Annotated in this window: 13 protein-coding genes and 5 tRNA genes; 17 read left to right on the forward strand and 1 reads right to left on the reverse strand. The window is 39.5% G+C overall.

What is annotated here, in order from left to right:
- The first annotated feature begins 303 nt into the window (after positions 1-303).
- The 4 genes from AAH582_RS04310 to AAH582_RS04325 all read left to right on the forward strand — a co-directional run bounded on the left by AAH582_RS04310 (position 304) and on the right by AAH582_RS04325 (position 5,047).
- Positions 304-1,686 carry a TolC family protein gene (locus AAH582_RS04310; protein WP_197083967.1) on the forward strand — a complete coding sequence of 461 codons (1,383 nt, stop codon included), beginning with the start codon at positions 304-306 and terminating at the stop codon, positions 1,684-1,686.
- A 32-nt stretch (positions 1,687-1,718) separates the two neighbouring features.
- Complete coding sequence (locus tag AAH582_RS04315; protein WP_046672287.1) at positions 1,719-3,080, forward strand: sigma-54-dependent transcriptional regulator; 1,362 nt, start codon at positions 1,719-1,721, stop codon at positions 3,078-3,080.
- A gap of 3 nt (positions 3,081-3,083) precedes the next feature.
- On the forward strand, positions 3,084-4,403 hold the full coding sequence (locus tag AAH582_RS04320; RefSeq protein ID WP_046672246.1) for a sensor histidine kinase: 1,320 nt from the start codon (positions 3,084-3,086) through the stop codon (positions 4,401-4,403).
- Between the two features lie 125 nt (positions 4,404-4,528).
- Positions 4,529-5,047, forward strand: coding sequence for a hypothetical protein (locus AAH582_RS04325; RefSeq protein ID WP_046672245.1), 519 nt, complete (start codon positions 4,529-4,531; stop codon positions 5,045-5,047).
- A 178-nt stretch (positions 5,048-5,225) separates the two neighbouring features.
- Here the strand turns inward: AAH582_RS04325 and AAH582_RS04330 are convergent, their stop codons facing one another.
- Positions 5,226-6,389 (reverse strand): BamA/TamA family outer membrane protein, encoded by a 1,164-nt coding sequence (locus AAH582_RS04330; protein WP_343321294.1) that lies wholly within the window; start codon positions 6,387-6,389, stop codon positions 5,226-5,228.
- A 326-nt stretch (positions 6,390-6,715) separates the two neighbouring features.
- Between AAH582_RS04330 and AAH582_RS04335 the strand changes: the two genes are divergently transcribed.
- The 13 genes from AAH582_RS04335 (at position 6,716) to rplL (ending at position 13,548) form a co-directional block, all read left to right on the forward strand.
- Positions 6,716-6,788 (forward strand) — tRNA-Thr (locus AAH582_RS04335).
- 26 nt (positions 6,789-6,814) lie between these two features.
- Positions 6,815-6,895: transfer RNA gene (locus AAH582_RS04340), tRNA-Tyr, on the forward strand.
- Between the two features lie 50 nt (positions 6,896-6,945).
- A tRNA-Gly gene (locus AAH582_RS04345) sits at positions 6,946-7,018 on the forward strand.
- A gap of 95 nt (positions 7,019-7,113) precedes the next feature.
- Positions 7,114-7,185: transfer RNA gene (locus AAH582_RS04350), tRNA-Thr, on the forward strand.
- A 71-nt stretch (positions 7,186-7,256) separates the two neighbouring features.
- Entirely contained in the window at positions 7,257-8,441 is a 1,185-nt protein-coding gene (gene tuf / locus AAH582_RS04355; protein WP_046672243.1) for an elongation factor Tu, read from the forward strand.
- Positions 8,442-8,604: 163 nt separating this feature from the next.
- Positions 8,605-8,675, forward strand: a tRNA-Trp gene (locus tag AAH582_RS04360).
- Between the two features lie 23 nt (positions 8,676-8,698).
- The gene (gene secE / locus AAH582_RS04365) at positions 8,699-8,893 is read left to right on the forward strand and encodes a preprotein translocase subunit SecE (RefSeq protein ID WP_028072657.1); all 195 of its coding nucleotides are present in this window, start codon (positions 8,699-8,701) and stop codon (positions 8,891-8,893) included.
- Positions 8,894-8,913: 20 nt separating this feature from the next.
- Entirely contained in the window at positions 8,914-9,459 is a 546-nt protein-coding gene (gene nusG / locus AAH582_RS04370) for a transcription termination/antitermination protein NusG (RefSeq protein WP_046672242.1), read from the forward strand.
- A 71-nt stretch (positions 9,460-9,530) separates the two neighbouring features.
- Positions 9,531-11,138, forward strand: a complete 1,608-nt coding sequence (locus AAH582_RS04375) for a S41 family peptidase (protein ID WP_343321295.1) — start codon at positions 9,531-9,533, stop codon at positions 11,136-11,138.
- A gap of 268 nt (positions 11,139-11,406) precedes the next feature.
- Positions 11,407-11,850 (forward strand): 50S ribosomal protein L11, encoded by a 444-nt coding sequence (gene rplK / locus AAH582_RS04380; protein WP_028072660.1) that lies wholly within the window; start codon positions 11,407-11,409, stop codon positions 11,848-11,850.
- Positions 11,851-11,872: 22 nt separating this feature from the next.
- Entirely contained in the window at positions 11,873-12,571 is a 699-nt protein-coding gene (gene rplA / locus AAH582_RS04385) for a 50S ribosomal protein L1 (protein WP_046672240.1), read from the forward strand.
- Between the two features lie 2 nt (positions 12,572-12,573).
- Positions 12,574-13,092: a 50S ribosomal protein L10 gene (gene rplJ, locus AAH582_RS04390; RefSeq protein ID WP_046672239.1), complete on the forward strand. Its 519-nt coding sequence runs from the start codon at positions 12,574-12,576 to the stop codon at positions 13,090-13,092.
- Between the two features lie 78 nt (positions 13,093-13,170).
- On the forward strand, positions 13,171-13,548 hold the full coding sequence (gene rplL, locus AAH582_RS04395; protein WP_002992785.1) for a 50S ribosomal protein L7/L12: 378 nt from the start codon (positions 13,171-13,173) through the stop codon (positions 13,546-13,548).
- Positions 13,549-13,596 lie beyond the last annotated feature (48 nt).

Genomic DNA, 13,596 nt, shown 5'->3' on the forward strand with positions numbered 1-13,596 from the left:
TTGTATTCGGAGATTACTCGGTGCTTATTCGGTACTTGTTCGGTACTCCTTCGGTGCTTGTTCGGTTGTAACCGAAGAAAAACCGAATAAGCACCGACTTATATCCATTGAATAGATGAATAAATGCCGAATTTGATTCGAATCATTCTTCTATTTATACAGTTTGACTTTGCTATTGTCCAACTACGCACACCGACTGTTCATTAATGAACATTTTTGAAAACATGTTTTTTGTATCTATTTGATAGTTAGTGTTTTTGTTGTTTGGCATGGCGATGGTCGGCAAGAAAATAAAAAATGGATATGAAGAGAGTTTATATATATAGTACATTATGCTTTTTATTGAGTTATGCTAAGGCAGGGGCGCAACAGACGGAGCAGCAACTAACGGAAAGAGTGTCGGGGACAGCAACAATTGCAGCGGTCGACGATAAACAAATTGCCAAGCGGAGCTTAGCTGAGTGTATCCAGTTGGCAATAAAGGCCAATCCAACCTTATTGCAGAATGAACTCGATGTGAAGCGTGCGGAGGTGAATTTAGCTCAGGCGAAAGCGAATAGACTTCCCGATGTCGATGCGAGCCTACAACATAGCCTGACCTCAGGTCGATCGCAGGATAACTCGACCCTTCAATATATTTCATCCAACAACTCAACAGGGAATTTTTCTTTGGGAGCCAGCCTGCCGTTATTTAGAGGGTTTCGTCTATTTAACGAAATTCGGATGCGTGCCGATGCAAAGACAGCTGGTAAATTGACTTTTGATACGCAGATTAATAACCTAAAACTAGACGTTATTACCGCTTATATTCAAAGCTTGACTGCCCAGGATATATTGCGGCAATCCGAAATGCAAACTGAAGTAACCCGAGAACAGGTCAGACGTGCGGAGAGCATGCATAAGGAAGGCGCAATTAACCCTGGGGATTATTTTGATTTGAAAGGACAACTGGCAAATGATGTCAACACGATTGAAAATAATCGTCAGTTACTATACAGCAGCCGGGTGAAACTGGCGGCCTTATTGAATATGGCTGAAAATCAATTAGGGGAATTGGACAATATCGGAATAAATGAGACAGGACAGCGTTTGGATGAGAAGCAATTATATGATATGGCTGTCGACCAATTGCCTGATATTAAAGCTTTGGATTATCGGATTAAAGTGGCGGAGCGGGATATTAAGATTGCGAAATCATACTATTATCCGTCTTTGAGTCTGAGCGCTGGCTTAGGATCAAATTATTCGAAATTGGGGATTCAAGGAACGTATTGGTCCCAAATGCGTAATAACGTGGGAAAGTCTATTTCTCTAAATCTCTCAATTCCCATTTTTAATCATTTGCAAGTATATAACAACGTCCGCCTGGCAAAATTAGATCTACAAGCTGCTAAATTTCAAAAAGAGATCCAACAAAATGTCTTACGATCGGCGACGTCCAATGCGGTTTTTAATCTACAGAATGCGAGTAACATGATTACACAATTACGTAGTCAAAATGAAAACTACGCGGAGTCTTTTCGCATAGCCAAAGTTGTTTTCGAATTAGGAAACAGTAATTCAGTGATTTTTTTAACGGCAAAAAACAAATTTGACAACAGTCAGATTCAATTGGTCGTCAAGCAGTATGAATGGCTGCTGCAAAAATATATCAATGATTATTACGCAGGCTCGTTGAATTTATAATTATCTTAGTATCTTCAATGAAGTCAGGAAGTATGAAAAAAGCATCTATTTTAGTCGTTGATGATGACCAGGATTTATTAACTGCGGCAAGAATCTTGCTTAAACCTAAAGTCAGTCATATACAAGTTGAACCCAATCCCGAGAACTTAATAGCACATCTGGAGAAAACGCCTTATGATCTGGTACTTTTAGATATGAATTTTAAAAGTACGATCAATACCGGTAATGAGGGATTATATTGGTTGTCCCGGATCAAAGAAAAGTTTCCTCAGATACATGTCATTATGATTACGGCGTATGGAGCTGTCGACCTCGCTGTGAAATCGCTGAAACAGGGAGCATCAGATTTTGTTGTGAAACCCTGGGAAAATGAACAATTATTGGCAACGATCGAAAGCGCTCTTGCTGAATCAAAAAATAAAGAAAAGAAAAGTAAAAGTTCCTTGCTCAGTAGTGCCAATAGTCTTGATTTGATTGGTAACTCTGTTGTTATGGACGAACTGCAATATAAATTGGAAAAAATAGCGCCAACTGATGCCAATATATTAATATTAGGTGAAAATGGGACAGGGAAAGACCTGATTGCTCAAGCTATTCAACGAAGATCCTTGCGTTCAGATCGGACTTATGTTAAGGTTGATGTTGGGGCGCTCACAGAAACATTGTTTGAAAGCGAGCTTTTCGGTTATAAGAAGGGCGCATTTACGGATGCACGTGAAGACCGTCAAGGGCGATTTGAAGCGGCAAATGGGGGGACCTTGTTCCTCGATGAAATTGGCAATATCTCTTTGCAGCAACAAGCCAAATTGTTGACGGTACTACAGAATAGACAGGTGACACCGTTAGGTTCCTACCAACCAATATCGGTGGATATACGCTTGATCTCAGCAACCAATGTTCCATTGAAACAGCTCGCTGATGAAAGCCGTTTTCGAAAAGACTTAATTTATCGGATCAATACCGTTGAAATTCAGGTGCCGCCATTGCGTGAAAGGGGGGAAGATATCAAACTATTGGCTGATCATTTTCTCGATATTTATTCAAAGAAATATAATAAGCGGATTGAAGGCTTCGAAACGGATGCAGTAAAAAAAATGTGTGCATATCATTTTCCCGGCAACGTCCGAGAACTCCAATACAGCATCGAGCGTGCCGTTATTATGGCTGATCAACTCAGTATTGCCGGAAATGACCTCTTTTTCTCACCAATAGAACAGCAAACAGATAACCGAGTTGTCGAATCCAGTCCGAGCAGTCAGAATCTGGAAGAATTGGAACGTAAAGCAATCAAGTCGGCAATCGAGCGTTATAACGGAAATATCAGTAAAGCAGCAAAAGAATTAGGGCTTACAAGAGCAGCGTTGTATAGACGTTTGGAGAAATATGATATTTAGTCAATGAGGCACGGAAAAATCTTAAATGCAATCAAGGTTATAGTACTGCTGATAGCAGCACTTGTGAGTGCTTATCTGTTACTTAAAAGGGAATATGTACAGGCGGCTTTGATCTTCTGTATAATGCTATACCTTGGTTTTAACCTATATGCACAATATAATTTTTTGGCCAGACAGCTGATTGAATTTTCCGAAGCGGTCAAATACCGTGATTTTACCAGACGTTTCCTGGTGAAAAATACCAAGTCGGTAGAGGGGCAGCTTTTTATGGCCTTTAATCAGATCAACGAAACCTATAAAGAGATCAGCATTAAGCAGGAAATTCAGCATCAATACCTCGATCGTGTAATCAATATGCTAAATTCGGCAATTATCTTTTACGAAATGGATAGTGGAAAGGTGATGTGGGTGAATGAGGCTTTTAAGCAACTATTTCATTTGCCACATCTCGGAAACATCGCTGGGTTGAAGAAAAAAAACAATGATCTTTATGAAAAAACCATGTTACTTGAAAACGGACAGCAGCAGATGGAGTCCGTTCAGTCAAGTAAAGGAAAAATAAAATTATTGATTCAGAGCTCAAGCTTTGAGACACAGGACGCTTTGTTTCGCATTGTCGTGTACCAAAATATCAACGAAGCAATTGATGAGACAGAAACAAAGGCATGGCACAAGTTATTGCGTGTATTGACACATGAAATCATGAATTCCATCGCTCCAATCAGCTCACTGGCTGAAACCTTAAACGGTCGTTTGGACCATTTTAAAGGAGCTGAGGATATTGATGATCTAAAAACAGGTATTTCCACTATAAAACGCCGTAGCGAAGGACTTTTACATTTTGCGAAGAGTTATCGCATGATCAATAAAGTCGATCAGCCGCAGCTAGCGCCGATTCAAATTTCGCAGTTATTTGAACATATCTATCAACTGCTTGAACCAACCTTGATTCAGAAAAATATTGATGTCGATATTATCCTGAAAAATACAAGGCTCATTTTATCTGCCGACGTCAATTTGATCGAACAGGTTATTATTAACTTAATGTTGAATGCGATAGATGCGGTTAAAAATAGGGAAGAAGCCTATATAAGTTTATCTGCTCTTGAAGTGGACGGCAAGGTGCAGATCCGGATTGAAGATAACGGGGCAGGGATTCCTGCCGACCTTCAGGAGCAGATCTTCACGCCATTTTTTACAACAAAGAAAACGGGCACAGGTGTCGGCCTTACCCTAAGCAAACAGATCATGCTATTGCACAAAGGGACTATTTTTCTCAATAGCACGGAGGGAGAGGGAAGTGTTTTTGTCCTTCAGTTTTAGCAGGCATATTTCTTCTGGTCTGTTATTTTTCCAGTTTAATAGCATGTATTCCTGGGTAGCAAAAAACCTAATGTTCCATGTGAAAAATCATAAAATTTAGCGATGTTTGCAGCGAAATGAACTACATGCTTAAGTATTGGCGGCATTATTTTGTATCCCATAGTCGCCATGGGACCCATTCTCCTTTTGTTTATAAATTGGTTGACGAAGTGATCTATCGAAGGGCATCCAAAGCGAGCGTTTCAGAATTACCGCAAACTATTCAAAACGGAAGCAAGCTAGAACAGAAAAAGTATGCATTAATCGATCGACTATTAAAGACATTTGCTTACGACAATTTTAGCTATTGGGCCGATTGTCCGCTCGAAAGCTATCGGAATCTTTTGCAGGACCAATGTGGGAGCTATGCGTACCGACATATTTATTATATTGACCTGGAGGATCTTGACCTGAATTTTTTAGAAAATGTTGGCGATCGAGATCTATTGATTATAAACGAACCCCATGTGTCAGCGAAAAGGGAAGCCTACTGGAACAAGCTGAAACAGGATAATCGTGTTGTGGTTACCATAGATCTATACCGAATTGGGTTGGTTTACTTTAGAAAAGAACAACGAAAAGAGCATTTTCTGATACGATTTTAGGCTACTGTTTCGACCATTTTTTTGCTGTCGATAGGCAGTCATTGGCCACGTTCCCTAAGGCATTAAATATTTTATCTGAAGTTTAAGGATACAGGAGAGGAGAGCGAAGAGGAACAGGTAGCTGTCATTCGGCAAGAATAAACAAGAGCATCCATATATTTATGGATGCTCTTGTTTATTAAAAAGCTTCACTTAGGGACAGATAGAAACCCGATTGTCGTTTTTCTCCAGGCCGTTGTTCACCAAAGGAATAATCAAAGCGTATACTGCTATTGTGTTCGAGACTAAAGAAATATCTTAAGCCACCGCCATAACTTGCGACATATCGGCTGCTATTTTCCTTGGAAAAGGTCGATCCGAGCCCTGAAAATCCAACAATGCCAAAGCGTGGATGAAAGCGATAACGGAGTTCAGCCTGCGAGGCAAGGTAATTTTTGTCGCGATAACGTCCGAGGTAATATCCGCGCATCATCATGTCTCCACCGAGCTCACGGTAGTTGTAAAATGGTACGGTTTTTCCAAATGTGGAGCGAAAAATTCCTTGCAGGGCTAGCGTGACTTGGTTGTGCAGGGGAATAAAGCCACGCAGATCCACGTCGAGGTTTGCCCCCGTAAAATCAGTACTTGTCCATAGCTTTGGAGCATAGGCCAGCCGCAATTTAGCATAATACCCCCTTGTTGTATAAGAAACGTTGTCCCTATTATCAAACAATTGTGAGAGACCTACGAGTAACTGTTGCCCACCATGCTTTCCAATAAGATCGGAATGATTGAAAATGCGATCGGCACTATCGCTACGGATGGTGAAGTTGTCGTATTGAATGTTGATACCCGAATAGAGGTTATTGCTGACTTTTTTCTCAGCTTCGAGTTTGACGCGAAATAATTTTTGATCAATGCGTTCTTCATCTGCCTTCCAGGTGTCCATACCGACGCCATAATAGTTAAAGGGCCAATTGCGGTAGCGTATTTCACTGATCAGATGATAATCGTTGTTTTTGGTCCAAAGATCTGTCTGCAGCTTGAAGTTAGACTGACTATTGGATGTAAAGGTTCCCATGACCATGACGGTGGAGGTGCGGATTTTGGGATCAGATTTGTCCAGGTAAAAATTATAAGCGCTTGCCAGGCCGTATTCGACGCCTGTTTCCTGCGCATAACCAACGGCCGGTAAAACCATAAAACTACCGGAGCGTGTAGAATCTCTTTCGGAGGAAAGAAATTTTTTACTCAATTTTTGAATAATATTTTGAGCTTTCAATTCGGCCGATCCTACTAAAAATACCGTGAATAGTACGGAGTATCGGGTAAGTTTTGAAAGTGATTGCGGTAAAATTTGCATGCCCAAAGATAGTATATTAGCCAAATAACCAAAACAGGTAAATATGCAATCAAAAATTATTGTGCTGCATATCAGTATAATTGCCGAAAACTGTCTTTTTTTTTTGACAAATATTTTTGTAAAGTGAGTTTTGTGTCTATCTTTGCATCAGCAAACAAGGGAACAACGGTTCAAAACAACGAAAGTTTGCTTAGTTCTTTAAATGAAAAAAAATAAAAAATAAACTTGCAGAAATCAAAAGTAAATTCGATATTTGCACTCGCTGAAAAGGTAGAAATGCTTAGTCAGACGTTGATAGAATGTAAGTTTAAATAAAGATATTAGAAGCCTCTTTAGCTCAGCTGGTAGAGCAACTGACTTGTAATCAGTAGGTCATTGGTTCGATTCCGATAAGAGGCTCTAAATGTAACGAAAGTTACAGGTCTGGAGGGGTTCCAGAGCGGTCAAATGGGACGGACTGTAAATCCGTTGCTTCGGCTTCGAAGGTTCGAATCCTTCTCCCTCCACACTTTATTTTAATTAGGGTGTTAGATTTGCTCTAGTTTCTAATTATTAAGCGGAAGTAGCTCAGTTGGTAGAGCGATAGCCTTCCAAGCTATAGGTCGCGAGTTCGAACCTCGTCTTCCGCTCAAATTTTTCAAGTATTAAATTTAGTCTCTATCTTCTTTGATAATAATGTATCTAAAGGTGGGGGCATTAATACGTAAATAAGGTTTTTTAGTAAGCCGAAGTAGCTCAGGGGTAGAGCACTTCCTTGGTAAGGAAGAGGTCGTGGGTTCAAATCCCATCTTTGGCTCGTACTTGTGTAAAGTTAAGCAAGAGTATATAACAAATAGAAATAATTTATAATTACTAATTCGCATAAACATGGCAAAAGAGAAATTTGACCGTAGTAAACCACACTTAAACATTGGTACTATCGGTCACGTTGACCACGGTAAAACTACAACTACAGCTGCTATCACTAAAGTATTGGCTGATAAAGGTTTGTCAGAAGCTCGTTCATTTGATTCAATTGACTCTGCTCCTGAAGAAAAAGAGCGTGGTATCACAATCAATACTGCACACGTAGAATATTCTACAGCTAACCGTCACTATGCACACGTTGACTGTCCAGGTCACGCTGACTACGTTAAGAACATGGTAACTGGTGCTGCTCAAATGGACGGTGCTATCATCGTAGTTGCTGCGACTGATGGTCCTATGCCTCAAACTCGTGAGCACATCTTGTTGGCTCGCCAAGTAGGTGTTCCTGCGTTAGTAGTATTCATGAACAAAACTGACTTAGTTGATGACCCTGAGTTGTTAGACTTAGTTGAAATGGAAGTTCGTGAGTTATTATCATTCTACGAATTCCCTGGTGATGATATCCCTGTAATCAAAGGTTCTGCTTTAGGTGCATTGAACGGTGAGCCTGAGTGGGTTGATAAAATCATGGAATTGATGGATGCTGTAGATAACTACATTCCAATTCCTCCACGTTTGACTGACTTACCTTTCTTGATGCCAGTAGAAGACGTATTCTCGATCACAGGTCGTGGTACAGTTGCTACAGGTCGTATCGAAAGAGGTGTAATCAACTCTGGTGATCCAGTTGAGATCTTAGGTATGGGTGCTGAAAACTTGAAATCTACAGTAACAGGTGTTGAGATGTTCCGTAAAATCTTAGATTACGGTGAGGCTGGTGATAACGTAGGTTTATTGTTACGTGGTATTGAGAAAACTGATATCAAACGTGGTATGGTTATCTGTAAACCAGGTTCAGTAACTCCTCACGATCATTTCAAAGCTGAGGTTTACGTATTGTCAAAAGCTGAAGGTGGCCGTCACACTCCATTCTTCAACAAATACCGTCCTCAATTCTATTTCCGTACAACTGACGTAACTGGAGAGATCTCTTTACCAGAAGGTACTGAAATGGTTATGCCAGGTGATAACGTTACAATCAGCGTGAAATTAATTTCTGCTATTGCAATGGAAAAAGGTCTACGTTTCGCTATCCGTGAGGGTGGTCGTACAGTAGGTGCTGGTCAGGTAACTGAAATTATCTAGTCTTTAATAAAGATTTAGAATCACATAGAATAAGCTAATCGACTGAGGTTGATTAGCTTATTTTTTCGATAAGCGATTTATCGGATTAGAATAAAAAAAAGTAAAAAAAGATTTGCAGAAAGTGGTTTAAAACACTATATTTGCATCACAAAATAAGAAATACACGGGCATAGTTTAAAGGTAGAACGAAGGTCTCCAAAACCTTTGGTCTGGGTTCGAGTCCTGGTGCCCGTGCTTATAAAAACAGATAAACTAAAATGGCAAAAGTACTTGATTTTTTTAAAGACTCTTATGTAGAGATCACTGAGAAAGTGACTTGGCCTACATGGTCTCAGTTACAAAGTTCAGCTGTTATTGTGCTTGTTGCGTCTCTTCTTATTGCATTGGTTGTCTTTGTGATGGATAAAGCTTCAAGCGTAGGGTTAGAATTCTTGTACGGTATTGCTTCTTAATTTTTCAATCGTATTTATTTATGGCAGATCAAGGTTTAAAGTGGTACGTAGTTCGTGCTGTAAGTGGTAAAGAAAAGAAAGTAAAGCAATATATTGATGCCGAAGTTAGCCGTTTAGGTATTGAGCACTTGATTCCTCAGGTGTTGATTCCAATGGAAAAATACTACTTGATGCGCGATGGAAAGAAAGTTGCTAAAGAACGTAACTACTACCCTGGTTATGTTTTATTGGAAGCAGCTCTTGACGGTGAGTTGGAGCACATCATCAAAAATATCAATAGCGTCATTGGTTTCTTGGGAGATAAAGCTGGTAATGCTGTCCCTTTACGCCAAGCAGAAGTAAATCGTATCTTAGGTAAAGTGGATGAAATGGCCGAACAAGGTGAAACCATTAACGTTCCTTACTATGTGGGTGAAACAGTGAAAGTAAACGATGGTCCTTTCAATGGATTTACTGGAGAGATCGAAGAAGTCCACGAAGATAAAAAGAAATTAATCGTGATGGTGAAAGTCTTCGGTCGTAAGACTCCACTTGAACTGAACTACATGCAAGTAGAAAAAGAGTAAGATTAGTAATTAACGATAGAGAAAAGCTTTTCATGAAAATTGGAAGGCTTTTTTTTTGTATCTTACCATAAATGAAAAGGCCAGGTATTTATCTATTCGCATTGTTTTATGTGCTGACATTGCTGAGCTGTGCAAATGTCGAGAAGTATAATCGATTTATCGAAACTCCCCTGGCAGTGGAAGCTATGCAGCAAGATATCAACTATGTTGAGCATAACTTATGGAAAATGCATCCGGACCTGTTTTTGTATATAGGGGAAGATCAATTAAAGACTAAGTTTGATAGCCTCCGTTCTACGATGCGTCAACCCTTACTACCCAACCAGTTTCAGCTGGCATTAGCGGCTGTTTTGTCCCAAGTCAGGCAGGGGCATATGACCTTAAGCCCGCTTATTTCCAAATTTGACCCGAAAGGTAAAGATAAAGTACGTTACCAAAAAAGTAAGGGACCCTTCTCACAATTAGGATTTCATTGGCAAGAAAATACATTGTATCTTTCAAAAAATGGAACGGCAGATTCAACGCTGATTGTCGGATCAAAAATTCTGGCTATTGAAGGGATACAGCCACAAAATTTATACACAAAATATCGCCCAACCTTTACCTCGGATGGGTATAATACAACATTTATAGATCAGGCTTTTGAACGTTTATTACCGCGGTATTACCAATTGGAATTGGGGTATCGCGATTCTATTGCTGTGGTGTTTTCTCGTGCCGATAGTACGTATGAGCGGGTTGTTGTCAGAAGATTTGAAGCACCTGAACAGAAGGGAAAGGTCGGGACAAGCCATGCGGATACGGAAAAACCGAATAAAAAGCCTTTGGAAAAGAAGGATAAGCCAATAGAAAAGAAGTCCGATACGAAAAAGCAGCGCAAGATATTCGGCTATAATGCCAATCTAAAAAGAATGAGCAAACAGCTCTCTTTCCCTGTCAAAGGCGATAGCAGTATTGCTTTATTGAAGGTGGCAGACTTTTCCTATGGGCGTCCAAAAGAAGCCTATCGAAGGATTTTTGATCGACTGGAGCTTAATTCGGTTCAATACCTGATCTTGGATCTTCGTGGCAATCTGGGTGGACGTTTGTCCGATGTTCGTGAATTATATAGCTATCTGGTAGAAGCGGATAAGTTCCAATTTGTTCAGCCAGCAGTGATCACCTCAAAATTCAAGTTGCCGTTCTATCAGATAAAAGGATTGCCAGGCTGGTCTTATCCCGTTTTATCACCATTTATTATACCAAGTGCTGTAGTATCTTGGACAAAGACCTTTTCCAAAGATGGGATAAATTATACTCACCTTACGGGAAGCAAAATTGAAAAATCAAAAGCGAATCGCTATCGCGGTGATTTATTTGTATTGATCGATGGCGGGACTTTTTCTGCAGCGAGTTTGATTGCTACAAATCTGAAAGTTGGGAAACGTGCTGTTTTCTTTGGTGAAGAGACTGGCGGGGCTGCTAGTGGTACGGTTGCAGGAGTTCTTCCTGTACTGAAACTGCCAAACTCCCATTTACGGTGGCGCTTTGGCTTAATGGACGTGAAGCCTTATTATCATGTAAACGAAGCGGGACGGGGTGTTATGCCGGATGTTTCCATTGTACGAAATGTTGATGATGTTGTAAAAGGGAAGGATCCGGTATTGGATAAGGTGTTGAAGATTATTAAAAGGCAGTAGCGCTGTTGTGACTTCGTTAAAACCGATTTTTTTAGCCTTGATTTTTAGAAAAGTGCTAAGATTATTTTTTTTGTAATAGGATGTCGGATCTAGGTGGGGATAAAAAAAACATAAATTCCTGAAAAATTAAAAGTTAGATACTTGCAGGATTCAAATCTTCTTATTAACTTTGCACCTCGGTTGGGGTGTTACGTCCTGGCCGATGAATGTTACGTTATTTGCTTCCAACTTACTAACAGACATTTAACAAAATTAAATTCAAAACAAAATGGCAAAAGAAGTCAGTGCGTTAGTAAAATTACAAGTTAAGGGCGGAGCTGCGAATCCTTCACCTCCAGTAGGACCTGCATTAGGTGCTAAAGGTGTGAATATCATGGATTTCTGTAAGCAGTTTAACGCTCGTACGCAAGACAAACCAGGTCAAGTATTACCTGTTGTCATTACAGTTTACGCTGATAAATCATTTGATTTTATCATCAAGACTCCACCGGTAGCAGTTCAGTTGAAAGACGCTGCTAAATTAAAAAGTGGATCTGGCGAGCCTAACCGTAAAAAAGTTGCGGCTATCACTTGGGAACAAGTTGAGACAATCGCTAAAGATAAAATGCCTGATTTAAATGCATTTACTGTAGAGGCTGCTATGAGAATGGTAGCTGGTACAGCACGTAGTATGGGTATTACTGTATCAGGTAATGCTCCTTGGAACAATTAATTAAGAAATCAATTTAAGAAAAGTGGCTAGATTAACAAAAAATCAAAAAGCGGCACTATCCAAAATTGAAGCTGGTAAAGCATACTCTTTGAAAGAAGCTTCGGCTTTAGTTAAAGAAATCTCATTGACCAAATTTGATGCTTCTGTGGATATCGACGTTCGTTTGGGCGTAGATCCTCGTAAAGCAAATCAAATGGTTCGTGGTATTGCAACATTACCTCACGGTACTGGTAAAACTGTTCGTGTTTTAGTTTTATGTACTCCTGATAAGGAAGAAGAAGCTAAAGCGGCAGGTGCAGACTACGTAGGTTTAGATGATTACATCAGCAAAATTGAAGGTGGTTGGACTGACGTTGATATCATTATTACTATGCCTAGTGTTATGGCTAAAGTTGGTAAATTGGGTCGTATTTTAGGTCCAAGAAACTTGATGCCTAACCCTAAAACTGGTACAGTTACAACAGAAGTTGGTAAAGCTGTAACAGATGTAAAAGGTGGTAAGATCGATTTCAAAGTTGACAAAACCGGTATCATCCATACTTCTATTGGTAAAGCGTCGTTCGATGCAGATAAGATATATGATAACGCACTAGAGGTATTACAAACTCTAGCTCGTTTGAAACCATCTGCAGCTAAAGGAACTTACTTTAAAAGTATTCACATTTCCTCAACTATGAGTCCTGGTATTCATATTGAGACTAAATCAGTAGCAGGTATTTAATCATGAGAAAAGAAGAAAAACAAGAAATTGTTCTAGCTTTGGCCGAACAGATTAAATCTTACGGTAACTTCTACATTACCGATACTGCTGAATTGTCAGTTGAAAAAGTGAATAACATTCGTCGTAAATGTTTTGAACAAGGCATCGAAATTAAAGCTGTAAAAAACACTTTAATCAAGAAAGCATTAATCGAAGCTGGTGTTGATGAAGAAGAAATCTTTGGAACGCTTAAAGGAGCGTCTACAATGATGTTTTCAGAAGTCGCTAACGCACCTGCGAAATTAATCAAAGAATTGCGTAAATCGGGTGAAAAACCGTTGTTAAAAGCGGCTTTCATTGAAGCAACTGCATTCGTTGGAGATAATCAATTAACTGCATTAGTTAATCTTAAATCTAAAAACGAACTTATTGCGGACGTTATCGCAGCCTTGGAATCTCCTGCGAAAAATGTTATTTCAGCTCTTCAATCAGGAGGAAATACTGTTGCAGGTTTAGTAAAAGCTTTAGAAGAAAGAGGTTAACGAATCCTCTAGAACAGAAACATTCGTTACAATTTAATTAACAATTTTTATAAAGTACATTCAAAAATTCAAAATAAAATGGCAGATTTAAAACAACTTGCTGAACAGTTAGTTAACTTAACAGTAAAAGAAGTTAAAGAATTAGCTGATATCTTAAAAGACGAGTATGGCATCGAGCCTGCTGCTGCTGCTGTTGCTGTAGCTGCTGCTCCAGCTGAAGGTGGTGCTGCTGCTGCAGAAGAGAAAACTTCATTTGACGTTATCTTGAAAGAAGCTGGTGGTCAAAAATTAGCTGTAGTTAAATTGGTTAAAGATTTAGCTGGATTAGGCTTGAAAGAAGCTAAAGATTTAGTTGACGGAGCACCTAAAGAATTAAAAGCTGGTGTATCTAAAGACGAAGCAGAAGCTTTGAAAAAACAATTAGAAGAAGCTGGTGCTGTTGTTGAGATTAAATAATCTCAACTAATTAGCCCGAAAAGGTTTAGACTCTGACGATTTTTCGTC

Source organism: Sphingobacterium multivorum (assembly GCF_039511225.1).
Taxonomy (GTDB): Bacteria; Bacteroidota; Bacteroidia; order Sphingobacteriales; family Sphingobacteriaceae; genus Sphingobacterium.